The sequence below is a fragment of the Brachybacterium halotolerans subsp. kimchii genome (assembly GCF_020792675.1).
Classification (GTDB): Bacteria; Actinomycetota; Actinomycetes; order Actinomycetales; family Dermabacteraceae; genus Brachybacterium; species Brachybacterium halotolerans.
On sequence record NZ_CP086254.1, the window covers coordinates 1409204 to 1435233 of the forward strand.

Here is a 26030-nt window from a genome sequence, read left to right on the forward strand (position 1 = left end):
GCCCCGAGAGGACGACGCCCCTATGATCACCGTGCTGATCTGCGACGACGACCCCATCGTCCGCACCGCTCTCGAGGGCTACCTCGCCCGGGAGGACGACGTGCACGTGGAGCGGTCGGTCGACAGCGCGGAGGCGGCCCTCGAGGTCCTGGACTTGGCGGCGCCCGACGTGGTCCTCATGGATCTGGTGCTGCCCGGCATGGACGGCATCGCCGCGACGCGGCGGATCAGCGCCCGTCCCGGAGCGCCCGCCGTCATGGTGCTCACGACCTTCGGCACCGAGGAGCAGGTCGCGGCGGCGATCAGTGCGGGCGCCGTAGGCTTCCTGCTGAAGTCGACCACCGCTGCGGCCCTCGCCGCGGCCGTGCGCGCAGCGGCGGTGCGCGCGGGCACCGTGATCACCCCGGAGCTCGCCGCGCACCTCGCCCAGACCGCGTCGAAAGAGAGCGGCGAGGGCTCCATCGCTCCGCAGGCCAGCGCGGAGCGCTCCCCCTCCCCCACGACGCACTCGGACGGGGGCACCTCTCCGGACGCCGCCGGCGGCTCGATGCCGCTCCCCGTGGCGTCGCCGACGTCGGCCGACGCCGACGGGGTCCAGGAGGCCGACGCCGCCGCGGCTCGCTTCGCCCTCACCGACCGCGAGCGGGACGTGCTCGAGCTCGTCTGCGAGGCGGAGTCCAACGCCCGCATCGCCGAGCGCCTGAGCCTCTCGGAGTCCACGGTGAAGTCGCACGTCGGCTCCCTGATGACGAAGCTCGACTGCTCCTCGCGCCTGCAGGTCGCCGTGCGTGCCTTCGAGCTCGGGCTGGTCTCGGCGCCGCATCGGCGGGGCTGACTCCCCCGCCTCGCCGGGAACGGCCCGCCACATCAGGCCTCGGATGCAGAGAACGGCCCCACCAGATCCGGGTGGGGCCGTTCGTCATGCTCCGTGCGGAGCCGCCAAGGAGAATCGAACTCCTGACCTATTCATTACGAGTGAATCGCTCTGCCGACTGAGCTATGGCGGCCTGTCCGCCGCACGCGGCGGACCCGGCTACTCTACGAGACCGGCGCACACCGGCGCAAAGCGGAGCCGTGAGCGACGCGCCACACTGTCGGCGCATCGTCCGCCGTCCGTCAGCAGGTCAGCCCCTTCTCCGGCGAGGTGCCGTCCACGAGGTAGGCGTCCACCGCGTCCTCGACGCAGCCGCCGCTGCGGCCGTAGGCGGTGTGGCCGTCGCCGTCGAAGGTGATGAGCGTCGAGTTGTCGAGCTGGGAGTCGAGGCTCTTCGCCCACGCGTACGGGGTCGCCGGGTCGCGGGTCGTGCCGATCACGACGATCTGGTCGCTCCCCTTCGCGTGCACCTCCGCGGGCTCGCGCAACGGCTTGACGGGCCAGCTGTCGCACATGGCCTGGGAGTAGTCGGTCATCCCCGCGGCCGGGTACTCCTTCAGCAGCCGGGCGCTCTCCTGCTTCTGCCAGTCCAGGGAGGCCACCCCGGGGTGGTCCAGGCAGTTCACGGCGTTGATCGCGTACAGGTCGTTGCCCTTGTAGCTGCCGTCGTCCTGGCGGCCGGCGGAGAGGTCGGCGAGCGCGAGCAGGGTCGAGCCGTCGCCGTCGGAGGCGTCGCTGAGCGCCTGCACGCCCAGGCTCCAGTACTCGTCGCTGTACATCATCATCTGCACGCCGGCGGTCGCGAGCGCACCGGTGAGCGGGCGGTCGGGGTCCTTGGTGCTGATCGGGTCGTCGGAGATCGAGTCGAGGAGGGCGGTGAGCTCCTTCGTGGCCTCCTCGGGCGTGGAGCCCGTGAGCGGGCAGTCGTCGCGCGCGATGCAGAACTTCGCGAACTGCTCGGTGGCCTGCTGGAAGCCCTTCGCCTGGCCCTCGACGACCTGGTCGCCGGTGAGGCTCGGATCCATGACGCCGTCGAGCACGAAGCGGCCCACGCGGTCCGGGTAGAGGTCGGCGTAGGTCGCCCCGAGGTAGGTGCCGTAGGAGAAGCCCAGGTAGTTCAGGGAGTCGTCGCCGACCGCCGATCGCAGCACGTCCATGTCCCGCGCGGCAGAGTAGGTATCGAGGTAGGGCAGCAGGTCGCCGGAGTCCTTCTCGCAGGCGTCGGAGATCTTCTGCATCCAGTCCAGGGACTTCTGCAGCCCCTCGGGCGTGCCGCCGTCGTAGGTGTCCGCCCGGTACTCGTCGGTCTGGGAGTCGTCGAGGCATTCGATGCCCTCGGAGCGGGACACGCCCCGGGGGTCGAAGCTGATGAGGTCGTAGTTCTCGCGGACCTTCTGGCTGAACAGGTAGTCCGCGCTCTGGGCGAGGAAGTCGACGCCCGAGCCGCCGGGGCCGCCCGGGTTCGTCAGCAGCGACCCCTTCGCCTCGCCGGTCGCCGGCAGGCGCACGAGCGAGATCTCGACATCGCCCGCGCTCGGGTCGTCCCAGGCCTTGGGGACCTTCACGGTCGAGCACTGCAGGCCCTGCACGGCGGCCTCGTCGAGCACGTCCTGCCCGCAGCCCTCCCAGACGGCGTCCTGGTCGTAGAAGTCGGCGTAGGCGGAGTCCTCCGCGGGGTCCGACGGCAGGTCCTGCGCGTGGGACGTGCCGAGCTCGGCGAGCGCAGGGCTAGCATCGCCCGACCCGCCGCTCCCCGAGCCGCCGTCGCTCGATGAGCCCGCGTCCGAGGCACCCGAGCGCCCGTCGGCCCCGTCCGCTCCCCCGTCCAGCAGGCTGCATCCGGAGACCAGGAGGGCCGTCGCGGCGGCGCCGGCGAGGACGCGCAGGGCGCCTCGGCGCGATCGGGTGCGCTGCATGGGGAAGCTCCTGGGGTGGGGGGGGGTGCGGGGTGCCCGCCCATCCTAGGGGCGGGCACCCGCGGAAGCCCGTTCAGACGGGCCCGTCGGCCGCCGGGTCAGCCGATCTCCCGGCGGGCCCAGCGCACGCCGCCGGCGACGAGCGGGATGAGGATCAGCAGCACGATCGCGCCGATCGCGGAGACGGTCACGTCGCCGCGGGCGAGAGTGTCCGCCGAGTTCGTGAGGTCGACGAAGCGCATGACGTCCGCGACGGTCTCCGAGCCGAGGACGGCCACCATGGAGGTCGCGACGGTGACCACGAAGGGCAGCACCACCGAGATCACCATCGCGAGCGCGGTGCCCTGCAGCAGGGCCGCGCATCCGGCGGCGAACAGGGTGCCCAGCAGCAGCTCGAGGCCGGTGCTGCGCAGCATGCTGCCGACGTTCTCGAACGTGGACCCGTCGCCCGAGATGGCGCCCACGAGGGAGCTGAGGCCCAGGGCGGCGCCGAGGCCGACGGCGGTGACGACGAGAGCGATGAGCAGCGCGGCGACGATCTTGGACAGCAGCACGCCGGTGCGGCGCGGGCGCAGCAGGAAGGTCTGCTGGATCGCGCCCGGCCACTCCCCCACGACCGTGAGGACCGTGAGCACGGGCAGGACGATGCCGAGGACGAGGCCGACGGCGACGATCGACCCGTAGGCGATCACCGGCGAGTCCTCGAGGAGCAGCGGCTGCAGGGCGGTCGAGAGCAGGGCCATGCCGAGCACTGCCACGGCGCTGACGATGAGCAGGATGCGCATGGCCAGGGTGTCGAGCACCTGGCGCAGGTCCAGCAGCGGTCGGAAGGTGCCGGGGCCGGAAGAGCCGGCGGAGGTGCCCGCGGTCGCGAGCGCAGGGGATGCGGTGGTCATGATCAGGCCTCCTGGGAGGTGGTCGGTGCGGCGGCTGCGGCCGGCTCCGGTGCGGGGCGCGGCGCCTGGCCGTCCTCGGTGAGGGAGAAGAAGACGTCCTCGAGGGAGCCATCGCTCAGGCGCTGCAGATCGGTGAGGACGAGGCGGTGCTCGAGGGCCAGCCGGCCCACGTCGGCCGGCTCGAGGGCGAGGGTGAAGGAGCCGTCGCTGCCGCGGGTGGCGCCGACGCCGCTGGCCTCGACCGCGCGGGCCAGGGCCTCGGGGTCGAGGGCCGCGACGCGGGTGCCGCCCTGGGCGGTGACGTCCTCGAGGCTGCCCTCGGCGACGAGCCGTCCGTGGGCGATCATGGCGACGCGGTCCACCGTGGCCTGCACCTCGGCGAGCTGGTGGCTCGAGAGCAGCACGGTGCCGCCGGCGTCGGCGAAGGAGCGCAGGAGCCGGCGCATCCAGCGGATGCCCTCGGGGTCCAGGCCGTTCGCGGGCTCGTCGAGGATGAGAGCGGCGGGGTCGCCGATGAGGGCGACGCCGATGCCGAGCCGCTGACGCATGCCGTAGGAATAGCCGCGCACGCGCTTGCGGCCGGCTCCGGAGAGGCCCACCAGCTCCAGCACCTCGTCGGCACGGGACGCCGGCATGCCGCAGGTGCGGGCGGCCAGGCGCAGGGTCTCCAGGCCGGTGCGGCCGGGGTGCAGGGTGCGGGCGTCGAGCATGACGCCGATGACGCGCCCGGGCTGCGGGATCGTGCGGAAGGGCATGCCGCCCACGAGCGCCGAGCCCGCGTCGGCCTCGGCGAGGCCGGTGAGGATCCGCAGGGTCGTGGACTTCCCGGCGCCGTTCGGGCCGAGGAAGCCGGTCACCGTGCCGGGCTCGCACAGCAGGTCGAGGCCGTCGACGGCCTTCTGCTCTCCGTAGGTCTTGCGCAGGGACTCGATGCGCAGGTCGACGCTCGCGTCGGTCCGACGGGTCCCTGCGGGCCCGGTGGCGCGGGCCGCGGTGGGGGTGCTGGTGGTGGTCATGGCTCCACCCTGTCGGCCCAGGACCCGGGCCCGGATCCTCCCGCGGGTCCGACGGCGACCGACTTTGGTCTCCTCGCACCCCCGTGCGGGGTCGGCCGAAGGTACGGCCTCACGGTGCCTGCCCCGGTCCCGCCCCTGGTTACAGTTGCCCGATGGAGGAGTGCGGATGAAGCGGCGGGCGGCATCGGAGGAGCGCGCCGCGCGCGGGGCCAGGACCGGGGGCCGCGACCACGACGGCGCCGGGTGGGTCGAGCGCGCCTGGGTGGATGTCGTGCTCGTCGTCGCCGTGCTCGCCGAGGCGGTCGCTCGCGCCGTCTGGCACGTGCCCTTCAGCCACGGCGACGACCCGGTCGCGATCGGCATCGGAGTGCTGGCCGGCCTCGCGCTCCTCGCGCGGCGCCGCACCTGGCGCTGGCTGCTGCCGCTCGTGCTCGTGGTCAACGTGCTGGGCGCCTCCCAGGTGGTGCTCGCGATCGCCTCCTTCGCGCTCGCAGGCCGCCTGCGCGGACGCTGGCAGCCCCTCGGGGCGATGGCCCTCGCGGTGCTCACGGGCGTGCTCCCCCACCTCGCGAACCCGCTGCGTCCCGCGGTCGCGGGCGCGCTGGTGAGCGGTCTGGTCGCGGCGATCGCGGCGGTGGCCGGGATGTACCTGCGCGCCCGCGCCGACCTGCTCGCGGAGCTCACGGCGCGTGCGGAGGAGGCCGAGCACCGCCGGTCGACGGCCGAGCAGGACGCCCGACGGGCCGAGCGCACGCGCATCGCCCGGGAGATGCACGACATCGTCGCCCACAAGATCTCGCTGGTCGCACTGCAGGCCGGTGCGCTCGAGGTGAACCAGAACCTCGAGCGCGAGGAGGTCTCGCGCTCGGCCGGGCTGATCCGCCAGACCGCGGCCGACGCCCTCTCCGAGCTGCGCGAGGTGCTGGGCGTGCTGCGCGGCGAGGAGGAGGTCGCCCCGCTGAACCCGCAGCCCACCTGGGAGGACGTGCGCCGCCTCGTGGAGTCGACGAAGGAGGCCGGGGTGCAGGTCGAGCTGTTCGACTTCATCGACGACCCGGTCCCCGACGCCCTCGCCCGCACCGCCTACCGGGTGGTGCAGGAGGGGCTGACGAACATCCACAAGCACGCGCGGCACACGCGGGCGCGGATCGCGCTGATCGGCGAGCCGGGCGACGACCTGCTCATCGAGATCAGTAATGTGCTCCCGAAGGGGTTCACGACGGATCTGCCCGGGGCGCGGATGGGTCTCTCCGGCATCGAGACGCGGGTGACGCATGCCGGCGGCACGATCACGTCGGGCCCCACGGACGACGGACGTTTCGAGGTGAAGGCGGTGATCCCGTGGCCGAATCCGCAGGGATGAACGAGAGCCCGGCGGGCACCGGGGTGAAGAGGATCGCCCTGGTCGACGACGACTCCCTGGTGAGGGCGGGGCTCGCGATGATCCTGGGCGCGGATCCGGGCATCGAGGTCGTCGGCGAGGGGTCCGACGGCAACCAGGCGGTCACGCTCGTGCAGAAGCACCGGCCCGACGTGCTGCTGATGGACGTGCGCATGCCGGGCATGGACGGCATCGCCGCGACCCGCGCGGTGTGCGCCCAGTCGGAGCCGCCGAAGATCATCATGCTCACGACCTTCGACATGGACGAGTACGTCTTCGAGGCCCTCGAGGCCGGGGCCAGCGGCTTCCTGCTCAAGGACACTCCCCCGCAGGACCTGATCCGCGCCGTGCACGTGGTCGCCCAGGGGGACGCGATGCTCGCTCCCACCGTCACCCGGCGCATGCTCTCGCACTTCTCGCAGTCCAATCCCGGGACGCGCAGCGCCGAGCACGATGGCCTGGATCAGCTCACCGAGCGCGAGACCGAGGTGCTGGGGGCCGTCGGCGCCGGACTGTCGAACGCGCAGATCGGCGAGCGGCTGTTCATGAGCGAGGCCACCGTGAAGGCGCACGTGTCGAAGATCTTCGCGAAGCTCGACTGCTCGAACCGCGTCCAGATCGCGATCATCGCCCACGAGGCTGGGCTCAGCGACGGTCTCGACGCCCCCGACTGAGAGCGTCGACGGAGAGCGTCGACCGCGAGGGCCGACGGGCTCAGCCCCAGCCGAGCTCGTGCAGACGCGACTCGGAGAGCCCGAACAGATGGCCGAGCTCATGGAGCACGGTCACCCGGATCTCGGCGACGAGCGCCTCGCGGCTCGCGCTCACGCGCTGCAGGGGTCCGCGGAAGATGAGGATCCGATCGGGCTCGATGTAGCTGTCGAAGACGCTGCGCTGGTCCAGCGGGATGCCGTGGTAGATGCCCAGCAGCTCGGTGGCCTGGTGCCCGTCTCGTGCCGGATCGGGCTCCTCCTCGATGAGGATGACGACATTCGACTCGGCGATCAGGCGCGCGGTCTCGTCCGGGAGCGAGTCGAGGGCGTCGTCGACGGCCTCCTCGAAGTCCTCGCGGCTGATGGCGATCATGCGTCCATCGAACCATTGCCGCCCGCGGCGGGCTCGAGGGCGGCGGGCTCGAGCGCGGCGAGGACCTCGCGACCGCGCTCGGTGCGGGGGAACTCCTCGATGATGCGCGCGAGGTCCTCCCGGTCGGTGGCCGCGCCGAAGGCGCCCGCGAAGGGCTGCAGCCGCACGCCGCTGCGCAGGTCTCCGATCACGAGCGGATCGAAGCCGAGGGCGTCGATCAGACGGGCCGCCCTGTCGGCGTCGGCCGGGGCGCCCGCGATCGCGATCGCGAGGCGATCGGGGTCCCCGGCGGGGAGAGCCCTCTCGTCGAGGTCGTGGTAGCCCATGTGGTTCAGCGCCTTCACCACGCGGGCCCCCGCCAGATGCTCCTGCACGAGCTCGCTCGTGGACGCCGCCGGTCCGCCGAGCTCCTCGCTCGCGCCGTCGGTCTCCCACCAGTGGTTCATCGCGTCGATCACGAGCGTGCCGCGCAGCGCGTCCACCGGCAGTTCGCGGAACCTGCCCAGCGGCAGGGCGAGGATCACGGCGTCCGCCTCGCGAGCGGCCTCCTCGGCGCGCACCGCACGCGCACCGGGGGCGAGCACCGAGGTGATCAGGGCGATCGCCGCCGGGTCCCCGGATCCGGAGATCAACACCTCGTACCCCGCCTCGAGCGCGCGGCGGGCGAGGACCGTGCCCACCTTCCCCGCGCCGAGGATCCCGAGGGTGCGGATCGGCGCGGAGGAGCCTGCGCTATCCCCGCTCATGACGCCGCGTCCTCGCCGGAGCGCTCGGAGTCGGCGAGCATCTCGCGGACCATCGGCACGACCTGCGAGCCGTAGAGCTCGACGGACTGGCGGCGCAGCGAGGGCAGGTTCTGCCCCGCGGTGTAGATGAAGTCGAAGCGCTGGACGTCCAGGGCGCGGATGTTGCGCACCATCTTCTCGGCGACCGTGCGGGGAGACCCCACGTACAGCGCGCCGTGCTCGACCTCCTGGAGGAAGTGCTCCTTGGTCATGGCGGGCCAGCCGCGCTCCGCGCCGAGGCGGGCGTTGTGCGCCCGGTACGCCGGCCAGTACTCCTCGAGGGCCTGCTCGTCCGTGGCAGCGATGTGCCCGTGGGAGTGCATGCCGACCTGCTGGCGCGCCACACCGAGCTGGTCGGCCGCGCGGTGGAAGAGGTCCACGTACGGGGCGAAGCGCTGGGGCTCGCCGCCGATGATCGCGAGCATGAGCGGCAGGCCGTGGGCGGCGGCGCGCACGACGGACTGCGGGGAGCCGCCCACGCCGATCCAGGTGGGGATGCCGCCCTCGTGGTCGGTGCGCGGATAGACCTGCGCATCCTGCAGTCCGGGACGCGTGCTCCCGGACCAGGTGACGGGCTGCTCCTTCATGAGCTCGATCCACATGCCGAGCTTCTCCTCGAAGAGCACCTCGTAGTCCTCCAGGGAGTACCCGAACAGCGGGAAGGACTCCGTGAAGGACCCGCGGCCCAGGATGACCTCGGCGCGACCTTCGGAGAGGGCGTCGACGGTGGCGAAGCGCTGGTAGACGCGCACGGGATCGTCGGAGCTGAGGACCGTGACGGCGCTCGAGAGGTGGATGTCCTGGGTGCGCGTGGCGAGGCCGGCGAGCAGGGTCTCCGGGGCGGAGATCGCGTAGTCGTCGCGGTGGTGCTCGCCGACGGCGAAGACGTCGAGCCCCGTCTGGTCCGCGATGATCCCCTCCTCGAGGACGTGCCGGAGCGACGCTGCCTCTCCGAGGGGCCGTCCCTTCTCGTCGACCATGACGTCCCCGAACGTGTCGACGCCGAGCGTGATCCGGTCCATGTGCTCTCCTCCTCGTGCCGCGGGATCCCAGCCTGATGCCGGTTCGTTGACACGTCAACTATTTCGCGGGGTCTCTTCTTCCCGCAGCACCCTCGATGTCGCGTACGCCGCATCGACCCGGAAGGCGGTCGCGACCGCCGCGGAGCGATCGGTATGCTTCCCCCGGGCCCCCATCGTCTAGCGGCCCAGGACACTGGCCTTTCACGCCGGCGACACGGGTTCGAATCCCGTTGGGGGTACTGATCTGACCTGCGGTGATGCTCCTCCTGTAGTCTTAGGTACACAGTCCGGGACACAGGAGGGGGTCAGCGTGGCCACCATCGAGAAGCGCGAACGCGCGAACGGCACCACCGCATGGCGCGTCCGCTACAGGGTCAAGCCTGGCGCGAATCCCACCGTCGACACCTTCGATAGCCCAGGTCAAGCCGCAGATTTCGCCGCCCTTGTTGATCGCATCGGAGGCGAAGCGGCCCGCGCCAAGCGCCACGCGTCCGTGACTGCGAGCAGCCTCACGATCGACGACGCACTCATCGCCTACCTCGAATCCGCTCCCGACATCTCTCCCGGATCTCGTGGCGAATACAAGCGGATCCTCGCCCGATCCGGTCTCACAGACACACTCGGGCGGATCCCCATCGACATCCTCGAGAAGTCGGACGTCGAGGCATGGGTGCGCAGGCGCTCCGAGGCCGTCTCCCCCAAGACCATCCGCAACGAACACGGGCTGCTCTCGACGATCCTCGCCCACGCGCACGAGCGCGGATGGGTGAGCTCGAACGTCGCCAAGGGGGTGCGCCTCCCCAAGAACCACCGCCCCGAGCTCGAGATCATCTCCGACGAGGAGTTCCTCGCGCTCCACGCCGCCATGACACCCCGCTACCGGGGGCTCATCTGGCTGCTAGGTGCGACCGGCATGCGCTGGGGTGAAGCGACCGCCCTGCAGTGGCGCGACATCGGCGAATCCACGATCACCGTCCGGCAGGCATGGAAACACGACGGCGAGGGCGGTCGCGTACTCGGGGAACCCAAGACCGCCACCTCCCGCCGGCGCATCGAGACAACCGCCTCCGTGATCACCTCCCTCGGCGTCCGTATGAAGCCCCACGACTACGTGTTCACCAACGCCGACGGCGGCCCCATCCGACACAACACCTTCTACCGCGACCACTGGAACCTCGCGTGCAAGAAGGCGGGACTCGACCCGCGACCCACGATCCACTCGCTCCGGCACTGGGCGGCGTCGTACATGCTCGGCCAGGGTGCCGACATCTACGAAGTGAGCCGCGCCCTCGGGCACTCCTCAATCACCACGACCACGCGGATCTACGGGCACCTCGTCGTCTCCCGCACCCGGCCCACCCAGACCCACGCTGCGCATCTCGACACGCTCCTCGCCGATCAGAAGAAGCAGATCCGCAAGTGACAACAAGGTGCCCCCGGCTCCACTGGGAGCCGGGGGCATCTTCGTCGCGGGGTCAGTCGGCGGTCGTGCCGCTGTCCTGCCCGTCGATTGCGATGTAGCTGTACTCGTCGTCCGAGAGGAGGTCGGCGCTCGCGATGAAGTACTGCGTCTTCTTCGCCGTGGGCACGACGTAGGTGTTGCCGTGCTCGATCTCCGTGACGACGTCCTGGTCGTTGATCGTGCCGTCGTTATCCGGCGCGGTGTAGGCGTCATACAGGAAGTCGGCGGCGATCGGGAACTCGAGCTGCTGGCCGTCGGCATCCACGAGCGTCAGCGTGAACACGTCGACGTCGGAGCTGCCCTCGCTGTTGTCGATCTGGACCGGGATCGCCTTGTAGCCGTCGATCGCCTTGTCGACGTAGCCGAGCTCGTGCATGGCGGTCGCGTACCGGTCCGGCACCGCTTCGGGTGCTCCGAGCGTGTAGACCTCACCGGACGATCCAGAGATCTTGTGTCCGTCGAGGGGGCCGCCGAGATCGGCCGTCGCGGCAGACACGTCCTCGTCGCTCACGCACATCCCCTCGATCTCGTCCAGGTCCTCCGGGGCGCAGGTCTCACCGAAGTCGTCTGTCACGGTCTCCTCAACAGGGGCCGCCTCGACCTTACCCCCGTCGTCGCTTGCTGAGACGGCCTCGTCGCCGCTCGAGGCTGTGTCTCCACCGTCGCTTGTCGGCGCTCCCCCGCCATCGCTCTGCTGGGCCTGCGTGGCCGTCGGGGCGGCCTGGTCTTCGGTGCTGCCGCATCCGGCGAGGAGGAGGGCAGCGAGGACGGGGACGGCGAGGGCGCGGATGGTGCGAGTCATGGTGGGCTCCTGGGGAGTGGGTGGGGATGAGGCGAGAGTAAGCGGCACGCCGGACGTACAGGGCGCGTCGTGATGGGATCGTGATGGTGGGGCTGGCTATACGCCGAGCGCGCGTCGGTATCCGTGGATCACGTCGGTGAGCACACCGAGCGCCTGGGCGATCGCACCAGCGGAACAGTGCTCAACCTCGGCCGTGGCGTACGCGACCGGGTCAACAAGCAGCTCGCCCGCGAAGCGCCACGCCCCACGCTCAGCCGCGGGCGTGGAGCACCAGTCGCCGGCCCACCAGTGGCCGAGTTCGTGGGCGATCACCGAGACGGTGCGCCGCTCCGTCATGCCGTACCTCACCGCGATGATCCGAGGCCCCTCGAACCAACGCGCCTCATCCGGCAGGCCTACAGTCCAGACGACCGCGATGCCCTCCGACTCCGCGAACTCACACAGACTCGTCGTCGTCGGACGTGTCCTCGGGGCCTGCAGCCGCGTGCGGCTCGGCATCCAGATCGACCTGCTCTGCACGGCGGTACAGCTCCTCCCTCTCGGACGAGGGAAGCTTGCCGGGCACTACCGACAGACGAGAGGTTGTTGGGCCATCCTCGACAGCTCGATCCGATATTGCGCCATGCGCCATCCGGTTCCGCTCATCGCGCTCACTCGCTCTCTCCGCGACGATCGCGCGGATGATCTCGTCGACAGCACGTCGCTGCCGATCGTTGAGCAAGTCAGCCTCGGCCGGCGGGGTGTAGGGGGCACGCTCCGTGCGCGGCTCCCCCACCCATGACGACACCAGGAGAACGTCCACCCCGAGCGCCTTCGCGATCTTCGAGATCGTCGTCGGCTTCGGGTTCGACGTCCCCTGCACGATGGCAGAGATCGTCGACTGCGGCATGCCCGCGCGCTTGGCGAGCTGGTTGAAGCTCGGACGCCCGTTACGGGGGTCCACGAGGTTGGCTGCGGTCAGCGCCTCGTCCCAGGTGGTCGGCTGCTTGCTCATGGAGTGATCGTCCGTTCAGTGGCTAGCGCAAGACAAGCGCGAGTCTAGACGGGCTGTCTAGGGATTACATCGGTGTAACCAGCAAGAACGCATGTCGGGTCAACTTTTTTCTGTTCGGCGCTTGACACTGGCGTCAAGTCGCATGCATGATTGTCCTACCAGCGCAAGACACTACAGCTCAGGAAGGAGGCACCGATGGTCACCACAGAGACCCGCGCGGATGTCCGACTCATCAGCAAGGAAGCGCTCCGCACGTACATGGAGTTCCGCGGCGAGACGATCCGGTCGCTCGCCTCAAAGGTCGGGGCGTCGCACGGGACCATCGGTCACCTCCGCACCGGCAAGCAGAAGTACATCCGCGCCGAGTGGGCACGGACGATCGAGACGATCCTCAACGCTCCCCCCGGATCGCTCTTCGAGATCGAGCTCAGCACCGTCAGCCGCGAGCGCCCTGGAACCAAGCGCGCCGCCTGACCCCAGCCCCACCCATCCCCTCCTGCCGTTCGCGGCTCGAGGCTCTCCACCGAAGGAGACGCACGTGTTCCTGCACGACTGCGACCGGACGGCAGACAAGGCCGTCATCAAGTGCTCACTGCTCGACATGGCCGAGACGGCCGGCGTTCCGCTCTCGAAGGCGAAGGCCGACAAGCTCGCCGACGCCTTCAAGCGCGGCAAGTACGACCCACTGCTCGCCTCGCTCCTCATCTACCCGGACCCCACCGGAGACCGCGCCTGCCGCAACGTGATGGCTGGTGCCGCATGAGCCGCGAAGCACTCCGATCCGTGAGGCACTTCGTCTACCGATGCGTCGACGCCGAAGGCCGGGTCGTCTACGTCGGATGCACCCATGACGTCACGAAGCGCTGGAAGCAGCACAAGAAGACGGGGGTCGCCGGAACGACCGCACGCCTCAAGGTCACGGTGCACCCCGACCAGGCCACTGCACTCGAAGTCGAGCGCGCAGAGATCGCCGCTCACGAGCCACGCCTGAATCGCCAGCTGTACGTGATGGGGCTCGAGGACTGGGGGCAGGAGAAGATCCTCCGCCGCCTCCAGGACGAGCTCACGACACACCCGCGACTCCCCTTCAAGGGTGATGCGAACAGCGCGATCACCACCCTCCGCCGGACCTACCTCTCGAAGTTCGGACGAGATCCGTTGCTCGAACTCTCGCGAACCGGGAAGCTCCCGGCACGAGTTCGAGCAGCACTCGAGCGGACGGAGGCCGCATAGCCCCGAACCTGCTGCCGCCTGACCGCCCACCCCATCAGCCCCTCGCCATCCGGCGTGGGGCTTCTTCGTACCCAAGGAGACCCCGTGCATCGAGGCACACCGATCCCCCGCTACCAGGAACTCATCCGCGAGTACATGCGCACCGGCCTCCGCCGCCGCCCCACCCACAGGAAGGACTGACCGATGAGCACCACGTTCCCCGCCCGGCTGACCGACCCGATCACCTCGCACGAGTCCGCACCGACCGCGGATCACTGCCTCGTTGTGAAGGGCCGGATCCTCGAGATTCTCACCGACCACGGCCCCCTCACCCACGACGGCATTCGTCGGCACTACATCGCGCAGCACGGCCTCACGTCCGCGCAGAACATCCGCTCCCGAACCAGCGAGCTCGAGCGCGACTACCGGGTCCGCGCCGTCGACCGCGACGGTCAATCCCCCACCGGCCGGCGTGCGACCCGCTGGGACGTCTGGAGGGATGAGAAGTGACCACCATCCCCCTGCCCACACCGAAGGAGGCGGCACCGCCGCGCGCTTGGGGACTCAACGACCACGACGCCGAAGCGCGCCGCCGAGTCGTCCTCGCGATCCTCCCCTACCAGCGCGACCCCGACGGCGTCATCGACCTCGCCGACTACATCCTCAATGGGTCCGACGAGGAGGACGAATGACCTCCCAACGCGACTGGCTCACCCTCCACGAGGTCGCGGACGAACTGCAGCTCAACCCCGAGACCATCCGTCGCTACTGCGTGACTGGGGAGTTCCCGCATGCCCGCAAGTTCGGCATCTCGTGGCGCGTGCACCGCTCCGACCTCGAACCATCCGACGTGACCCCGCTGATCGCCCCGCCCTCGCGGCGCTCGCTGGCCCAGCAGAGGAGGACGGCATGACCGACTTCCTTCTGGCCGCCGGCCTCCTCTTCGCCTATGCGGCCGCGTTCATCGCCGTCCCCCTCGCGATCACCGCTGGCCTCTACCGGCTGGGGGTGCTCCGTGGCAGATGAGATCCGCCAGATCTGGGACGCCCTCGAGCGACGGCAGACCGAGCCGGAGCTGCCGCGCCGCCAGAACAACCCGTGGATCCCGGAACACCGCCGGGCCCCGCGAGCGAACGCCCACCGTGACCCCGTCGGCAACCAGGCCGTCGGGAACGTCGACCGAGAACGGAAGAAGCGATGACCACCTACCAGCACCACGGGGCCGTTATCGACCGGCTCCTCGACGAGCTCGGACAGCCCGCCGTGCACTCTGTGCGGTTCGAGGACGACGAGGTCACCGTCCGGATCGACGAACCGACAGGGCTCGCCTACCGGGAGACCCGCGTCGCCGACGGCTACTTCTACGCCGCATCCATCATCCGCGAAGACGTGCAGATCCACGTCACCGCGTACGTGCAGGACGAGGAGGCGGCCGCGTGAGCAAGGAACTCAGGACACAGGTCCGCTACGCGTCTGACGCCGACCACTGCACCGCTCGGCGGCTGTGGGAGGGGGCTGAGGACGTGCACTACCCGGCCGCGTACTACATCCGCCGCCTCACCATGGTCCGCCTCGACGCTGACGGCATCCCGGAGGTGATCCCCGCATGAGCGCCCTCACCGAGAAGGAGCACATCGCCGACTACAGCACCGATGGCATGAACTCGCGGGAGCTGCTGCGGGACGTGTCCATCCCTGACGAGGTCGCGGACAAGGCGTGGGCGGTGCTCAAGCGCATGTGCCCCCGCGACGCCGACGAGCTCGGACAAATGCTGGGGGTGGTGGCCCATGGGTGACCTCCCCAGCGAAGGACTCCACGACAGCATCGACGAGCAGGCGTACCACGCGGACCCGAGGTCGCTGTCTTCGACCGGCGCGAAGACGATCCTCACGCAGGGCCTCCGCGCGTTCCAGTGGAAGCGCGAGCACCCTGAGCATAAGGCGGCGTTCGACCTCGGGTCGGTGGTCCACGCGCTCATGCTGGGCGTCGGCGATTTCGAGGTCATCGACGCTGACTCGTGGCGAACCAAGGATGCCAAGGCGGCGCAGCAGGCCGCGTACGACGCCGGTAGGACGCCGATCCTCACGAAGGACCACGCGACCGCCGTCGACATGCGCGACGCCGTTCTGAGCAACAAGCTCGCCGAGGGCATCTTCTCGGAAGGTCGGCCTGAGGTGTCGGCCTGGGCCGAGGATCCCGAGACGGGCATCCTCATGCGAGGCCGCATCGACTGGCTGCGCGACAACGCGATCGTGGACGTCAAGACCTCCGCGAAGCCCGTCGACCCGATGGAGTGGGAGCGCACCGCCTGGAACTTCCGGTACGGCCTGCAGGCCTACTGGTACTCCCGGCTCCTCGAGCTGAACGGGGAGCCCGAGCGGCCATTCCTGTGGGTCGCGATCTCCACCTCCGCGCCGTACGAGGTGTACGTCCACCAGGCGTCCGCCGAGATGCTCGACAAGGGGCGCGAAGACGCCGAGGACGTGCTCTGCCAGTACGGGGACGCGCTCCTCACGGGCAAGTGGCCCGGCCTTGCCGACGCAGACCAGATCCACCTGACGGGCCTTCCGAGGTGGGCACGATGAAGGAAGGAACCATGACCGAACTGACCCAGTACCAGCAACCGAACGAGGTCGCGCTCCCGTCGATCATCCAGACGGCGGCGAAGGACATGAACGGGGCGATGACCGTCGCGAACGGCATCGTCGGCACGAGCTTCGTCCCGCAGCACTTCCGCGGGAAGCCGGAGGAGGCCGCGGCCGCGATCCTGTACGGCGCGACGCTCGGCTTCGACCCGCTGACGTCCCTGCAGCAGCTCTACTCGATCGGTGGGAAGCCCGCCCTGTACTCCCGAGCGATGGTCGCGGTCGTCCTATCGAAGGGGCACCGCATCTGGACCGTCGAGGACTCCCCCGACTCCGTGACGGTCGCCGGCCAGCGCAAGGGCTCGGACAACGTCGAGCAGATCACGTGGACGATCGAGCGCGCCAAGACCGCCGGGTACACCAGCAACAAGAACTACCAGCGTGACCCGCACGCGATGCTCTACGCCCGCGCCTCCGGTGACGTGGCCCGCCGCATCGCCCCCGACGCCCTTCTGGGTCTCGCCTACTCGGCCGAGGAGCTGCAGCTCGGAGAGGGCGAGGGGACGGTGAGCACCCAGCGAGTCACGGCGGACCAGTTCGTGAAGCCGGACCCTGCCCCGACCGCCGAGACGAAGGGGCAGGACGAGCTGCGTGCTGCGATCCAGGGCGACACGGGCGAGGCCCCGTCGGACGCGCAGCTCCGGAAGATGTTCGCGGTCCTCAAGGAGAACGGCCTCGAGGGACGCGACGAGGCACTCGGCTACGTCGCCGAGACGATCGGCCGCCCCATCGAGTCCCGGAACGAGCTCACCCGCCAGGAGGTCAGCAAGGTGCTGGACTCCTTCACCCCCGCACCCGAGGAGAACTGAAATGCTCAGTGACGACTTCCGCCCGATCGACGGGAACGCCCAGGGCTGGCACCACGACCGCGATGACGACGTGCTCGTCCTCGATGAAGGCGATCAGAAGGAGATCTCTGAGCTGCTGATCGGCCGCAAGGTCGAGAAGGTGGATGACGAGCACATCCAGCTCGATGACGGAACGGTCATCAAGGCCATCGGCCACGACGGCGGATGCGCTTGCTCGGCGGGATGCTACGACCTCGCCGTGCTGAACGGCGTGGACAACGTCATCACGAACGTCGAGTACGACTACCGACCCGCCGGCGACTGGGACTACCCCGCAAGGTCGGGCCACCCCGATGACCCCGAGGACGAGTACGACGGCTACTACCGCGTGTTCGTCTACGCCGACAACCAGCAGATCAACCTGATGCAGTTCAACGGATCCGACGGCAACGGCTACTACGGCACGGGGTTCGAGATCCTCGTGCGCAAGGAGAACTGACCATGCACATGAATCACGCCCACGTGGGCGACATCAGTACTGACGAGAAGCCGACGCTGAGCGATCTTCTCGAGACCTCCAACCAGAAGCTTGAGGAGCTCAGGAAGCTGATGGAGGACCGCAAGCCGAAAGGGATCACGGTCGGCCAGGTGAAGGCAGAGAGTCCGGACGAGATCGCGGACGAGATCGTCAAGAACTTCGAGAAGCGGCGCGCCCTCGCTGATGCACCTCCCCGCGAGACCCCGAACCGCGAGATCGACCGGCGAGCTGGCCTCCTCCGCCGAGCTGCCGAGATTCTCGACGGCACCAACTCCAACTATGACGGCTACGACCTCATCGCCGCCGCACGCTTCCTGAACGGGGAGGACGACTGATGACGAACGCAATCGCTCACCTGCCTCTGCCCCTCACGATGTCGATCACCTTCAACGGCGGCCAGTTCGACGTCGCGAACGTCGAGGTCGACATCCCGCTCACCACGAAGGGGGAGCTCGCCGGCGGGGTGCGTCTCGCACTGGACACTCCGGAGATGGAGGCGGCTCTCCGCCGCGCGGTCTCTGCGTTCGACGACGCGTTCTATCGGAGGGAGTCCTGATGCCCAACGACCTCACCTTCACCGCGATCGGCAACCTGACCGCCGACCCTGAGCTGCGCTTCACCCAGGCCGGGGTCGCCGTCGCGTCGTTCACCATCGCCCACACGCCCCGCTACTTCGACAAGCAGTCGAACGACTGGAAGGACCGGGAGGCGATCTTCATCCGCTGCTCGATCTGGCGGGAGTCGGCGGAGAACGTCGCCCAGTCTCTCGAGAAGGGGTCGCGCGTCGTCGCGCAGGGCGTGTTCCGCGACAATTCCTACACGGACAAGGACGGCAACCCGCGCACCTCGTGGGATCTGGTCGTCGACGAGATCGGGCCGTCGCTCCGGTACGCGACCGCGCAGATCACCAAGACCACCAAGGGTGGCGACCGCCCGCCCCATCCGGCCGACCAGGCCGACCCGTGGGCCGGGCAGACCGCGCCTGCTGGCGGCGGCACCTACGGCGGCGACGACGGTCCCCCGTTCGCCGCCTGACCTCTCCCCCGCATCACCAAGCCCTCGCCGATCGCGGCGAGGGCTTTCTTCATGGCCGCCCGGCGCTGGCAACGCGACGTTCGAGACGTCGGCTGGGCACTCACCCCACCCACCGAAAGGACACCGCCATGGCACCCCACGGCACCACGAACCGCTACCGGCATTACGCCTGCCGGTGCGACCTGTGCAGGCAAGCGCAGAACACCACCCAACGCGCGTACCGCAACAGCCGAGGACTGGTCGACGCGACCCCCGTCCGCGAGCGCCTCGTCTTCCTCCGCGAGAACGGCGTCCGCCTGACGCGCGTCGCTGAGCTGTCGGGCTGGTCGAAGCAGTCCCTGTGGGCGATCGCCGACGGCCGGCAGGAGAAGTGCTCCGCGGACCTCGCCGAGGACGTGCTCGCAGTGCGTGCGCCGTGGGAGTCGGCGGCATGAGCGTCCATGGCACCCGCGCGATGTACGTCCGGCAGAAGTGCCGATGCGAGGACTGCCGGGCCGCGAACGCCGCCTACGGGCGAGCCCGCTACCAGGGCCACGCCCAGCTGCAGCGAAACCTCGCGCGCACCGACGACCTCGAAGCCCTCGAGCAGTCCCTACAGGGTCGCGCCCTGCACCTGCAGGCCACCGGCCAGGATGCTCGCCTCGACGAGGTGCAGCGTCTGCGCGGGCAGATCGCCCGCATCCAGCAGGCCCGCCAGACCGCGACCCAGGTGTGGCCGAAGGGCTCGGTGCCGCACCGCCTCGACGAGGTCGAGCACCTCATCCGGCAGCGCGTCGACCCGGCTGAGGCCGTCCGCCGCCTGGGCTGGTCCAGCCTCGACACCGCCCAGAAGGCCGCCGAGCGGTACCAGCGCTCCGAGCTCGCGAGCACGTTGCAGGCCGCCGAACTCAGGGAGGCAGCATGACCGCGACCAGGATCCGCGACGGCCTCATCTGCCTCGCCGAAGCCCCCTTCGACTCCCTGCAGATCCTCATCGGCGTCCGCCCCGTCGACACCGGCGAGATCAAGGTCCGCGCCTCCGGCGACTGGGCGTACCGAACTGTCCGCGATGCCTTCCTGTACGAGGACCGGGCCACGTGGGGCGGCTGGTACGCGAAACCCCGCCACCACATCACGTGGGACGAGCTCGACGGCATCACCACCGACGACCCGCGCCTCCCCGAGATCCGCGCCTGGTCCGAGTCGCTGACCGCTGTCGACTCGTGGCGGGACCGGATGCGCCCGTTCCGGCTCACCCCTGGCGCGGATGAGTGGCACCCGCACTACCACGAGGGCGACGTCGACCGGCCCGGCTGGAACGCCCGCCTCCACGCCTGGGAGCAGGCCATCGCTGTCCTGCGGGACGCCGCCGCATGCGCCCCCATCGAACCCGAGCAGCTCGACCTGCTCACCCACCTCGAGGAGACCTCATGACCTCATGCCCCTGCCGCCCTGCACCTGATCAACGGTGCCCGTCGAAGTTGACCGACTCGTGCTCGTGCTCCCTGCCTGCAGGGCACGACGGGAAGCACGCGAAGTGCATCCACGCGGTCTCGCTGACGGAACACCGCGCCTACACGTGGGCGGACCGGATGGAGACCCCCGATGCCGCTGCCTGAGACCCGCACCTACGCCGACATCGGGGCGCTCGCCCCGGAGCCGCCGGACTTCGACATCACCCGCGCCTACTACGACGGCCCGGCGGGCACCCCATGCCCGGTCTGCTCGACCCCGAAGCCCTCGCACGAGCCGGGCTGTAGCGAGGCCCCGGAGGGTGAGCCGTCCTACCGCTACACCCCGACCCGCTGGAACGAGGAGCACCCGTGGTGACCCTCCTCGCCCTCACCGCCCCCGTGTGGGGCCTGCTCATCGTCTTCGGTCTCGTGGCCGCTGATCACATCATCACCAGGAGGAAGAAATGACCCAGCACACTGCCGACGAGTTCGCCAAGGCCCGTTTTGCGACGCACCCGGACGGGAGGATCGCCGCACGCGTGAACCCCGCAGATGCGCTCTCCTGGGTCTGTTCACGACGAGAGGTTTCCTCTGATTTCGAATGGCGCGGCAACGCCGCGATGGCCCGTGACGGCTGGTCCCCGCTGGACGAGACCCGCACCCCGCGCGTCGCGACCGACGAGGGTGCGGCGCGTGGGGTGCGGGCACTCCGCACGATGTTCCCCGAGTCGCTCTCTCGTCTGTCCTCTCAGGGCCTCGACAACCTGGTCCGGGTCGCTGTGAACGCCGCCCTGTCTGCCGCCCCGACGACCGACGAGGACGCGGGGATCGGCCCGGAGACTCGCGCCGCGTATCGGGAGCTTCACACCCCGACGACCGACAAGCGCAAGCCCCTTGTTCGAATGGCCGACTGGGAGGAGGCGATCACTCGCGCCCAGCAGGCCGAGGCGACCGCCGAGCGTTATGGCCGGACCATCGACAAGCTCCAGGTCCGGATCAAAGAGCTGGAGGCCCGCGCAAAGAGGGCCGAGCAGGAGCGGGACTCCTGGCGCTCCCAGGTCCCGCTCGCGGAATGGGAGAAGGACCTGATCGAGAACCGGCCCCTGACCGCCCGCGAGCATCTGGATGCCGCGATCGCGCTGATGGACGCCAAGCGATGAGCGCCGTTGAGACCCCGGAACGGGGATGGGTAGCGCTGTCGGCCGTTGAGCGATTCGACCGCTTCACCGAGCGGCGGGGCGACTGCCTGGTCTGGACTGGCGATGCGCGCCCAGACGGCTATGGACGCATCAGCGTGAACGGCAGGCGCGTGAGCGCCCACCGGTACGCCTGGGAGCAGGCCAACGGCCGACCTGTCGGAGACGGGATGGTCATCGACCACACCTGCTGGAACCGGTTGTGCGTCAATCCTGACCACCTCCGCGAGGCCACCCGGACCGAGAACGCGCAGTACCTCAACGGTGCACGCCCGTGGTCGAAGACGGGCGTCCGTGGCGTGTCCCCGAAGGATGGGAAGTACCGCGCGCAGATCGCAGTCAACGGGGAGAAGCGCTACCTCGGGCTGTTCGCAACGATCGAAGAGGCGGCGCGCGTAGTGAGCAAGGCACGCGCCGAGGCTTTCGGTGAGTACGCAGGCCGCGGCGTCCGCGCACCCGAGGACGGCACCCCGTGAGGCCCGCCCGCGTCCGCGTCTGGCGCTCCGAGGTGTTCACCCACCACTGGTGGATCGACTACTACGGCACCCACGGCTACCTCATCGACTCCCGCCACCGACCCACCCACGCCGCTGCCCTGGCGCACGCCCTGGCCGCTGTGGGACTCGCACCCGAGGAGGAGTCATGAGCGCCGCTAGGGCCCAGACCCTGCACGAGCACTGCGAGAGCTGCGACCGGCTGGCACGCAAGGCCGAACGCAACGCGAAGGCGTGGAGCGGAGGCCGCGCCCAGATGTGGACGCTCAACCGCGGGCATGTCGCGCACGGCGCGATCTGCACAGCCGACCCCGGCCCGACCCCGAACACCGAGAAGGAGAACGAACGATGAGCACCAAGCCCAACTACCACCACCTGACCGTCACGATCGCCCCGCTGGGCGACGTGCACTGGTCCATCACCTGCACCGCCCCCGAGGGCGCATGGTGCCGTGTCTGGTGCGACGAGGGATGCGAGCACCCCTCCGATCCCGGACACGAGGGACACGTCATGAAGGACCAGGGCACGTGCGGGATCGCCCCGTGGTTCGACGACAGCTCCCTGATCCCGGAGATGTACGAGGGCATCGAGCAGCCGCTCCGCTCCGGCCCCGTGTCCCTGCACGTCTCGGACGACGAGACGTCGTGGGAGTACGTCGAGGACGTGGCCCGATGAGCATCACCGACCGCGCCCGAGCCGAAGCCGAGCGACTCCTGACCGACGAGCGCGGATGGGGCGTACTGCACCGCACCGCTTTCGAGCTGGGCGCGCAGTGGGCCGCGTACCTCCCGCCGACCGACGAGGAGGTGCTGGCCGCGCTCAATGCCCGAGACGCCACCATGTACCCGGCCGCGCCGCCGGAGACATCTCTTGCCGCGTGGAGTGGGTCCACCGTGGACGCCATGCGTGCCGCCCTGGCGGCTGCACAGGAGGCCCAGCGATGACCGTCATGTTCGGCCCCGCCGGCGGCGACCCGGCCGACTTCCAGCCCCTCGGATGGATCGACAGTCTCACGGAGCCGGTCGAGGATCCCGAGGCGCACGTGATGCCGGAGCCGACCACGGCGACGTTTACCGCGCGACTCAAGGGACCGCGAGCGCGTCAGCCGTGGTGGATGTTCGCGGATCACTACACGCACCCACGGCAGGTGCTCCACAACGGGAGGAAGCCGCGATGACCACGCTCTACCGCGAAGTGCTGATCGAGACCGCCGAGCAGGCCGCAGCACTGCCCGACGGGACCGTTGTCACCCGTGAGGGCCACTTCGCATTCCAGAAGTACGCGGGCCGATTCGTGAGCGCCGACCCTCACGACCTCCCCATCGCGCACGCATGGGAAGTCGTCGGCTGGACAGCTCTCGTGCCCATCGAAGCCGAGGAGGAGCGCCAGGCCATCGCCGAGTGCGAGATCGGCGTCCCCGGCTCCGAGCGGATCACCCATCACCGCCGCTACGTCACCCCGTGGGAGGAAGCATGAGCCTCGCGAAGCCCACCCCCTACGGCAACGCCGAAGACCTCGCCATGATCAACCGGTCCCTCGTCGCGCAGCTCCGGAAGGAACGGGCCACCATCCAGCGGGTACGAGATCTCCACGAGCACCGAGCCCCCGAACCCCCGTTCGTCGAGTACTGCGAGCACTGCGGGGCCGACTGGCCATGCCAGACCGTGCGAGTGCTCGACGGGGGCGAGTAGGCGGCAAAGATGATTGCCCAACTGGGTTGCGTACCCAACCTAAGGTGTGTATCGTGGTCTCCATCAGCCGCACCCCCAAGGAGCACACGATGACCACCACAGCCATCCTCGCCGCCTACCAGCACCTCGCCGTCGCGATCGACATCCTCCCCACCGGTCGCGCCCTCTCCGAGAAGTACGCCCCCGCGATCCTTCGACACCTCGCCACCGACGAGGCCGACGAGGCTCACCGCGCTGCACGAGATCTCGCCGCCGACATCGAGAGCGCGCTCGACGGGCCGGTCAGCGCTCAGGAGCGCGACTGGATCCTCGAGAGCCTCAGCGACGCCTACAAGACCATCTGAACAGGAGCCGACGTGTCGACCTCCACCACCGAGGACTTCCTAAACCAGCTCGAGGCATGCGCCGCCGAAGTCGAGGAGGCGCAGAAGGATCTGGACGCGGCCCGCCAGGACCGAGACGAGCAGATCCGTGCCGCCATCACCCACGGCGTCACCATGTACGCGATCGCAAAGCGAACGGGGCTGACCCAGCAGGCCGTGGCGAAGATCCGTGACCGAGGCGGGGACGAGTAGGAGAGGATGCACCCATGAACGACCGGATCCGCCGGCTCCTCGAACGGCTCACCGACGACCGCGGCGGCACGATCCCACCATCCGCGCCCGACAGTCCGCGGTACGAGCGCGCCGGGGTCGTCCACCCCGCCGAGTACGTCGTACCCGACGGGCACGGCGACATCATCCACGCCCAGGCAACTGCGGACGGCGAGTGGGAGTACACGACCGTGGACCCGGCAGAGTACGACGAGGAGAAGTGAGCGACACGATGTTCGCGGCCATGCTGATCGTCGTGTGCGTCCTGGCGATCCTGGGCACGCCCGCGCACTGGTACCGGGCAGTCGGGAACGCTGGCACCAAGGCCATCCGCTGCGCCTGGGAGTGGTGCCACGACCGCATGGAGTGCCTGCTCCGACTGCTCCGCATCATCTGACACCAATCTGACCCACCAAGCCCGTCCCCGACATGGGGGCGGGCTTCTTCATGTCCTCCGCAAAATCCGGTCGACCACAGCCGAGCCGACCACTACGTTTGCCCAGTCGCGACCGCGGCCGGGCACCACCACGAAAGGACACCCCAATGCCCACCAAGATCACCAGCGACGTGCTGTCCTGGGCATCCATCATCGACGAGAAGACCAGCGAGCAGGCCGCGACCACCGGCTCGATGCCCTTCGTCAACCCGCACCTCGCCCTCATGCCCGACGCCCACCTCGGCAAGGGCGCGACCGTCGGATCCGTCATCCCCACCGAGCGCGCCATCATCCCCGCCGCCGTCGGTGTCGACATCGGCTGCGGCATGATCGCTGTCCGCACCCAGTGGACGGCCGATGATGTGCGCGCCACCGGCCCCCTCGCCACCCTCCGAGAGGGCATTGAGCAGCGCGTTCCCGTATCCGCCGGCGTCTACAACAAGACCCTCACCGACACCGCACGCGCCCGCGTCAGCGACCTCGAGGAGCAGTGGCCCACCGACGGGACACCCGACCAGTACGCCAAGAACTGGCGGCAGCAGCTCGGCACCCTCGGCGGCGGCAACCACTTCATCGAGATCACCGCAGACGAGACCGGCACCGTGTGGGCGTTCCTCCACTCAGGATCACGCGGCGTCGGAAACAAGATCGCCCAGCACCACATCAAGACCGCGCAGGCCGTCGCCAAGCGGTACTGGATCGACCTGCCCGACCCCGACCTCGCCTACCTCGTCGAGGGCACCATGGAGTTCGACCAGTACATCGCCGAGCTCCGGTGGGCGCAGGACTTCGCCCTCGCCAACCGCGCCGAGATGATGGACCGCACCCTCGCCGCCCTCGCCGAGCACATGGGCCAGGCCGTCGAGCGGATCGAGACCATCCAGTGCCACCACAACTGGACGGACCTCGAGCACCACATGGGTCGAGACCTCTGGATCTCCCGCAAGGGAGCCATCCGCGCCCGCGTGGGCGACGCCGGGCTCATCCCCGGATCCATGGGGACCGCGTCCTACGTCGTCGAGGGCAAGGGCAACACCGCATCGTTCTGCTCGGCACCTCACGGGGCCGGCCGCGAGTACAGCCGCACCGCGGCACGCAAGAAGTTCACCGCGGACGACCTGCGCACCGCCATGGCCGGCATCGAGTACCGCGACTCCGACGCGTTCATCGACGAGATCCCCGCCGCGTACAAGGACATCGACCAGGTCATGGCAGACGCCGCCGACCTCGTCGACATCCGCCACACCCTCCACCAGATCGTCAACGTCAAGGGCGACTGACCACCCCAACCCCCGAAGGCCCTCGTCGCACCACGCGACGGGGGCCTTCTCTATGCCCGAGGAGCACTACGTGGCTCAAGACCACATCACCATCGACATCCCCGAGGCGCTCTGGCTGTCCTCGAACATGCGCCCCCACTGGGCGGAGAAAGCCCGCAAGACCGCCGCGCTCCGGCAGCTCGCCCGACTCCGCGCACGCACCCTCCGCACCTTCCAGGTCGCCCACTGCACCGCGTTCATCGCGTACTCGCGCGCCGGCCGCGCAGACCCCGCCAACGCGGCACCCACCGTGAAGGCCCTCATCGACGGCGTCGTGGACGCCCACCGGCTCCCCGACGACGACCACAAGCACCTCATCGGCCCCGACTACCGCCGCGACCCCAACACCGGCGTCAAAGGCCTCCACCGGGTGCGGCTCGTGTTCACCGACCAGCAAATCGACTTCTGAGAGGAGG

48 protein-coding genes and 2 tRNA genes are annotated in these 26030 nt (G+C 69.6%); 40 read left to right on the forward strand and 10 right to left on the reverse strand.

The genetic code is table 11. From position 1 onward, the window contains the following. Nucleotides 1-22 precede the first annotated feature (22 nt). A complete protein-coding gene (locus Bra3105_RS06390; protein WP_228359068.1) occupies nt 23-835 on the forward strand; it encodes a response regulator transcription factor in 813 nt (270 codons plus the stop codon). 99 nt (nt 836-934) lie between these two features. Here the strand turns inward: Bra3105_RS06390 and Bra3105_RS06395 are convergent. The 4 genes from Bra3105_RS06395 to Bra3105_RS06410 form a co-directional block, all read right to left on the reverse strand. Then, nucleotides 935-1007: transfer RNA gene (locus Bra3105_RS06395), tRNA-Thr, on the reverse strand. 109 nt (nt 1008-1116) lie between these two features. Continuing rightward, entirely contained in the window at nt 1117-2790 is a 1674-nt protein-coding gene (locus tag Bra3105_RS06400; protein ID WP_228359069.1) for an alpha/beta hydrolase, read from the reverse strand. 98 nt (nt 2791-2888) lie between these two features. After that, on the reverse strand, nt 2889-3686 hold the full coding sequence (locus tag Bra3105_RS06405; protein ID WP_228359070.1) for a hypothetical protein: 798 nt from the start codon (nt 3684-3686) through the stop codon (nt 2889-2891). A gap of 2 nt (nt 3687-3688) precedes the next feature. Continuing rightward, on the reverse strand, nt 3689-4702 hold the full coding sequence (locus tag Bra3105_RS06410; protein ID WP_228359071.1) for an ABC transporter ATP-binding protein: 1014 nt from the start codon (nt 4700-4702) through the stop codon (nt 3689-3691). A gap of 166 nt (nt 4703-4868) precedes the next feature. Here Bra3105_RS06410 and Bra3105_RS06415 point away from each other — a divergent pair, with 166 nt between their 5' ends. Together Bra3105_RS06415 and Bra3105_RS06420 are read left to right on the forward strand one after the other, a co-directional pair. Continuing rightward, nucleotides 4869-6065, forward strand: a complete 1197-nt coding sequence (locus Bra3105_RS06415) for a sensor histidine kinase (RefSeq protein ID WP_228359072.1) — start codon at nt 4869-4871, stop codon at nt 6063-6065. Continuing rightward, on the forward strand, nt 6062-6757 hold the full coding sequence (locus Bra3105_RS06420; RefSeq protein ID WP_200502765.1) for a response regulator: 696 nt from the start codon (nt 6062-6064) through the stop codon (nt 6755-6757). The genes Bra3105_RS06415 and Bra3105_RS06420 overlap by 4 nt, the downstream gene beginning before the upstream one ends. A 40-nt stretch (nt 6758-6797) precedes the next feature. Here Bra3105_RS06420 and Bra3105_RS06425 read toward each other — a convergent pair whose 3' ends face one another. The 3 genes from Bra3105_RS06425 to Bra3105_RS06435 are packed head-to-tail and all read right to left on the reverse strand — an operon-like array spanning nt 6798 to nt 8976. Next, nucleotides 6798-7169 carry a metallopeptidase family protein gene (locus tag Bra3105_RS06425; protein ID WP_200502767.1) on the reverse strand — a complete coding sequence of 124 codons (372 nt, stop codon included), beginning with the start codon at nt 7167-7169 and terminating at the stop codon, nt 6798-6800. After that, nucleotides 7166-7915 carry an NADPH-dependent F420 reductase gene (locus Bra3105_RS06430; RefSeq protein ID WP_228359073.1) on the reverse strand — a complete coding sequence of 250 codons (750 nt, stop codon included), beginning with the start codon at nt 7913-7915 and terminating at the stop codon, nt 7166-7168. The genes Bra3105_RS06425 and Bra3105_RS06430 overlap by 4 nt, the downstream gene beginning before the upstream one ends. Then, the gene (locus tag Bra3105_RS06435) at nt 7912-8976 is read right to left on the reverse strand and encodes an LLM class flavin-dependent oxidoreductase (protein ID WP_228359074.1); all 1065 of its coding nucleotides are present in this window, start codon (nt 8974-8976) and stop codon (nt 7912-7914) included. The genes Bra3105_RS06430 and Bra3105_RS06435 overlap by 4 nt, the downstream gene beginning before the upstream one ends. Before the next feature lie 166 nt (nt 8977-9142). Between Bra3105_RS06435 and Bra3105_RS06440 the strand changes: the two genes are divergently transcribed. Both Bra3105_RS06440 and Bra3105_RS06445 read left to right on the forward strand, forming a co-directional pair. After that, nucleotides 9143-9215, forward strand: a tRNA-Glu gene (locus Bra3105_RS06440). A 71-nt stretch (nt 9216-9286) separates the two neighbouring features. Continuing rightward, nucleotides 9287-10399, forward strand: a complete 1113-nt coding sequence (locus tag Bra3105_RS06445) for a tyrosine-type recombinase/integrase (RefSeq protein WP_228359076.1) — start codon at nt 9287-9289, stop codon at nt 10397-10399. Nucleotides 10400-10451: 52 nt separating this feature from the next. Here Bra3105_RS06445 and Bra3105_RS06450 read toward each other — a convergent pair whose 3' ends face one another. From Bra3105_RS06450 to Bra3105_RS06460, 3 genes are all read right to left on the reverse strand, one after another. Further along, nucleotides 10452-11240 (reverse strand): hypothetical protein, encoded by a 789-nt coding sequence (locus Bra3105_RS06450; protein WP_228359077.1) that lies wholly within the window; start codon nt 11238-11240, stop codon nt 10452-10454. A gap of 96 nt (nt 11241-11336) precedes the next feature. After that, on the reverse strand, nt 11337-11588 hold the full coding sequence (locus Bra3105_RS06455; RefSeq protein WP_228359078.1) for an ImmA/IrrE family metallo-endopeptidase: 252 nt from the start codon (nt 11586-11588) through the stop codon (nt 11337-11339). Nucleotides 11589-11676: 88 nt separating this feature from the next. Beyond that, nucleotides 11677-12234, reverse strand: coding sequence for a helix-turn-helix domain-containing protein (locus tag Bra3105_RS06460; protein WP_228359079.1), 558 nt, complete (start codon nt 12232-12234; stop codon nt 11677-11679). 195 nt (nt 12235-12429) lie between these two features. On the opposite strand from Bra3105_RS06460, the gene Bra3105_RS06465 reads away from it, so the two are divergent. The 35 genes from Bra3105_RS06465 (at nt 12430) to Bra3105_RS06635 (ending at nt 26023) form a co-directional block, all read left to right on the forward strand. Beyond that, the gene (locus Bra3105_RS06465; RefSeq protein WP_228359080.1) at nt 12430-12708 is read left to right on the forward strand and encodes a helix-turn-helix domain-containing protein; all 279 of its coding nucleotides are present in this window, start codon (nt 12430-12432) and stop codon (nt 12706-12708) included. A gap of 64 nt (nt 12709-12772) precedes the next feature. Further along, on the forward strand, nt 12773-12997 hold the full coding sequence (locus tag Bra3105_RS06470; RefSeq protein WP_228359081.1) for a hypothetical protein: 225 nt from the start codon (nt 12773-12775) through the stop codon (nt 12995-12997). Beyond that, nucleotides 12994-13467 carry a GIY-YIG nuclease family protein gene (locus Bra3105_RS06475; RefSeq protein WP_228359082.1) on the forward strand — a complete coding sequence of 158 codons (474 nt, stop codon included), beginning with the start codon at nt 12994-12996 and terminating at the stop codon, nt 13465-13467. Before Bra3105_RS06470 ends, Bra3105_RS06475 begins: the two co-directional genes overlap by 4 nt. Nucleotides 13468-13650: 183 nt before the next feature. After that, nucleotides 13651-13956: a hypothetical protein gene (locus Bra3105_RS06480; protein ID WP_228359083.1), complete on the forward strand. Its 306-nt coding sequence runs from the start codon at nt 13651-13653 to the stop codon at nt 13954-13956. After that, on the forward strand, nt 13953-14138 hold the full coding sequence (locus tag Bra3105_RS06485; protein ID WP_228359084.1) for a hypothetical protein: 186 nt from the start codon (nt 13953-13955) through the stop codon (nt 14136-14138). The genes Bra3105_RS06480 and Bra3105_RS06485 overlap by 4 nt, the downstream gene beginning before the upstream one ends. Continuing rightward, on the forward strand, nt 14135-14359 hold the full coding sequence (locus Bra3105_RS06490; RefSeq protein ID WP_228359085.1) for a helix-turn-helix domain-containing protein: 225 nt from the start codon (nt 14135-14137) through the stop codon (nt 14357-14359). Before Bra3105_RS06485 ends, Bra3105_RS06490 begins: the two co-directional genes overlap by 4 nt. Nucleotides 14360-14461: 102 nt before the next feature. Further along, a complete protein-coding gene (locus Bra3105_RS06495) occupies nt 14462-14647 on the forward strand; it encodes a hypothetical protein (RefSeq protein WP_228359086.1) in 186 nt (61 codons plus the stop codon). Then, nucleotides 14644-14886 (forward strand): hypothetical protein, encoded by a 243-nt coding sequence (locus Bra3105_RS06500; RefSeq protein WP_228359087.1) that lies wholly within the window; start codon nt 14644-14646, stop codon nt 14884-14886. Before Bra3105_RS06495 ends, Bra3105_RS06500 begins: the two co-directional genes overlap by 4 nt. Next, nucleotides 14883-15056, forward strand: coding sequence for a hypothetical protein (locus Bra3105_RS06505; RefSeq protein WP_228359088.1), 174 nt, complete (start codon nt 14883-14885; stop codon nt 15054-15056). The genes Bra3105_RS06500 and Bra3105_RS06505 overlap by 4 nt, the downstream gene beginning before the upstream one ends. After that, nucleotides 15053-15241, forward strand: a complete 189-nt coding sequence (locus Bra3105_RS06510; RefSeq protein ID WP_228359089.1) for a hypothetical protein — start codon at nt 15053-15055, stop codon at nt 15239-15241. The genes Bra3105_RS06505 and Bra3105_RS06510 overlap by 4 nt, the downstream gene beginning before the upstream one ends. Beyond that, on the forward strand, nt 15234-16031 hold the full coding sequence (locus tag Bra3105_RS06515) for a PD-(D/E)XK nuclease-like domain-containing protein (RefSeq protein ID WP_228359090.1): 798 nt from the start codon (nt 15234-15236) through the stop codon (nt 16029-16031). Before Bra3105_RS06510 ends, Bra3105_RS06515 begins: the two co-directional genes overlap by 8 nt. An 11-nt stretch (nt 16032-16042) precedes the next feature. Beyond that, the gene (locus Bra3105_RS06520; RefSeq protein ID WP_228359091.1) at nt 16043-16900 is read left to right on the forward strand and encodes a hypothetical protein; all 858 of its coding nucleotides are present in this window, start codon (nt 16043-16045) and stop codon (nt 16898-16900) included. A 1-nt stretch (nt 16901) separates the two neighbouring features. Next, on the forward strand, nt 16902-17378 hold the full coding sequence (locus Bra3105_RS06525; RefSeq protein WP_228359092.1) for a DUF7448 domain-containing protein: 477 nt from the start codon (nt 16902-16904) through the stop codon (nt 17376-17378). A gap of 8 nt (nt 17379-17386) precedes the next feature. Next, a complete protein-coding gene (locus Bra3105_RS06530; protein ID WP_228359093.1) occupies nt 17387-17752 on the forward strand; it encodes a hypothetical protein in 366 nt (121 codons plus the stop codon). Then, entirely contained in the window at nt 17752-17973 is a 222-nt protein-coding gene (locus Bra3105_RS06535; protein WP_228359094.1) for a hypothetical protein, read from the forward strand. Before Bra3105_RS06530 ends, Bra3105_RS06535 begins: the two co-directional genes overlap by 1 nt. Continuing rightward, nucleotides 17973-18452: a single-stranded DNA-binding protein gene (gene ssb, locus Bra3105_RS06540; RefSeq protein ID WP_228359095.1), complete on the forward strand. Its 480-nt coding sequence runs from the start codon at nt 17973-17975 to the stop codon at nt 18450-18452. The genes Bra3105_RS06535 and ssb overlap by 1 nt, the downstream gene beginning before the upstream one ends. 128 nt (nt 18453-18580) lie before the next feature. After that, nucleotides 18581-18886, forward strand: a complete 306-nt coding sequence (locus Bra3105_RS06545; protein WP_228359096.1) for a hypothetical protein — start codon at nt 18581-18583, stop codon at nt 18884-18886. Then, nucleotides 18883-19356 (forward strand): hypothetical protein, encoded by a 474-nt coding sequence (locus tag Bra3105_RS06550; RefSeq protein ID WP_228359097.1) that lies wholly within the window; start codon nt 18883-18885, stop codon nt 19354-19356. The genes Bra3105_RS06545 and Bra3105_RS06550 overlap by 4 nt, the downstream gene beginning before the upstream one ends. Beyond that, nucleotides 19353-19865, forward strand: a complete 513-nt coding sequence (locus Bra3105_RS06555) for a hypothetical protein (protein WP_228359098.1) — start codon at nt 19353-19355, stop codon at nt 19863-19865. Before Bra3105_RS06550 ends, Bra3105_RS06555 begins: the two co-directional genes overlap by 4 nt. 171 nt (nt 19866-20036) lie before the next feature. Beyond that, nucleotides 20037-20261, forward strand: a complete 225-nt coding sequence (locus Bra3105_RS06560) for a hypothetical protein (protein ID WP_228359099.1) — start codon at nt 20037-20039, stop codon at nt 20259-20261. An 88-nt stretch (nt 20262-20349) separates the two neighbouring features. After that, nucleotides 20350-21045 carry a hypothetical protein gene (locus Bra3105_RS06565; RefSeq protein ID WP_228359101.1) on the forward strand — a complete coding sequence of 232 codons (696 nt, stop codon included), beginning with the start codon at nt 20350-20352 and terminating at the stop codon, nt 21043-21045. Beyond that, nucleotides 21042-21557, forward strand: coding sequence for an HNH endonuclease signature motif containing protein (locus Bra3105_RS06570; protein WP_228359102.1), 516 nt, complete (start codon nt 21042-21044; stop codon nt 21555-21557). The genes Bra3105_RS06565 and Bra3105_RS06570 overlap by 4 nt, the downstream gene beginning before the upstream one ends. Next, a complete protein-coding gene (locus tag Bra3105_RS06575) occupies nt 21554-21727 on the forward strand; it encodes a hypothetical protein (RefSeq protein WP_228359103.1) in 174 nt (57 codons plus the stop codon). Before Bra3105_RS06570 ends, Bra3105_RS06575 begins: the two co-directional genes overlap by 4 nt. After that, complete coding sequence (locus tag Bra3105_RS06580; RefSeq protein ID WP_228359104.1) at nt 21724-21927, forward strand: hypothetical protein; 204 nt, start codon at nt 21724-21726, stop codon at nt 21925-21927. Before Bra3105_RS06575 ends, Bra3105_RS06580 begins: the two co-directional genes overlap by 4 nt. After that, the gene (locus tag Bra3105_RS06585) at nt 21924-22250 is read left to right on the forward strand and encodes a hypothetical protein (RefSeq protein WP_228359105.1); all 327 of its coding nucleotides are present in this window, start codon (nt 21924-21926) and stop codon (nt 22248-22250) included. The genes Bra3105_RS06580 and Bra3105_RS06585 overlap by 4 nt, the downstream gene beginning before the upstream one ends. Then, a complete protein-coding gene (locus Bra3105_RS06590) occupies nt 22247-22519 on the forward strand; it encodes a hypothetical protein (RefSeq protein WP_228359106.1) in 273 nt (90 codons plus the stop codon). Before Bra3105_RS06585 ends, Bra3105_RS06590 begins: the two co-directional genes overlap by 4 nt. Beyond that, complete coding sequence (locus Bra3105_RS06595) at nt 22516-22752, forward strand: hypothetical protein (protein ID WP_228359107.1); 237 nt, start codon at nt 22516-22518, stop codon at nt 22750-22752. Before Bra3105_RS06590 ends, Bra3105_RS06595 begins: the two co-directional genes overlap by 4 nt. After that, on the forward strand, nt 22749-23051 hold the full coding sequence (locus Bra3105_RS06600) for a hypothetical protein (RefSeq protein WP_228359108.1): 303 nt from the start codon (nt 22749-22751) through the stop codon (nt 23049-23051). Before Bra3105_RS06595 ends, Bra3105_RS06600 begins: the two co-directional genes overlap by 4 nt. Continuing rightward, complete coding sequence (locus Bra3105_RS06605) at nt 23048-23266, forward strand: hypothetical protein (protein WP_228359109.1); 219 nt, start codon at nt 23048-23050, stop codon at nt 23264-23266. The genes Bra3105_RS06600 and Bra3105_RS06605 overlap by 4 nt, the downstream gene beginning before the upstream one ends. Before the next feature lie 89 nt (nt 23267-23355). Further along, nucleotides 23356-23610 carry a hypothetical protein gene (locus Bra3105_RS06610; protein ID WP_228359110.1) on the forward strand — a complete coding sequence of 85 codons (255 nt, stop codon included), beginning with the start codon at nt 23356-23358 and terminating at the stop codon, nt 23608-23610. Nucleotides 23611-23622: 12 nt separating this feature from the next. Then, the gene (locus tag Bra3105_RS06615) at nt 23623-23841 is read left to right on the forward strand and encodes a hypothetical protein (protein WP_228359112.1); all 219 of its coding nucleotides are present in this window, start codon (nt 23623-23625) and stop codon (nt 23839-23841) included. Nucleotides 23842-23855: 14 nt separating this feature from the next. After that, a complete protein-coding gene (locus Bra3105_RS06620; RefSeq protein ID WP_228359113.1) occupies nt 23856-24083 on the forward strand; it encodes a hypothetical protein in 228 nt (75 codons plus the stop codon). Beyond that, entirely contained in the window at nt 24080-24256 is a 177-nt protein-coding gene (locus Bra3105_RS06625; protein ID WP_228359114.1) for a hypothetical protein, read from the forward strand. The genes Bra3105_RS06620 and Bra3105_RS06625 overlap by 4 nt, the downstream gene beginning before the upstream one ends. Nucleotides 24257-24402: 146 nt before the next feature. Further along, on the forward strand, nt 24403-25575 hold the full coding sequence (locus Bra3105_RS06630; RefSeq protein WP_228359115.1) for an RtcB family protein: 1173 nt from the start codon (nt 24403-24405) through the stop codon (nt 25573-25575). Nucleotides 25576-25645: 70 nt separating this feature from the next. Then, nucleotides 25646-26023: a hypothetical protein gene (locus Bra3105_RS06635; protein ID WP_228359116.1), complete on the forward strand. Its 378-nt coding sequence runs from the start codon at nt 25646-25648 to the stop codon at nt 26021-26023. Nucleotides 26024-26030: the final 7 nt, after the last annotated feature.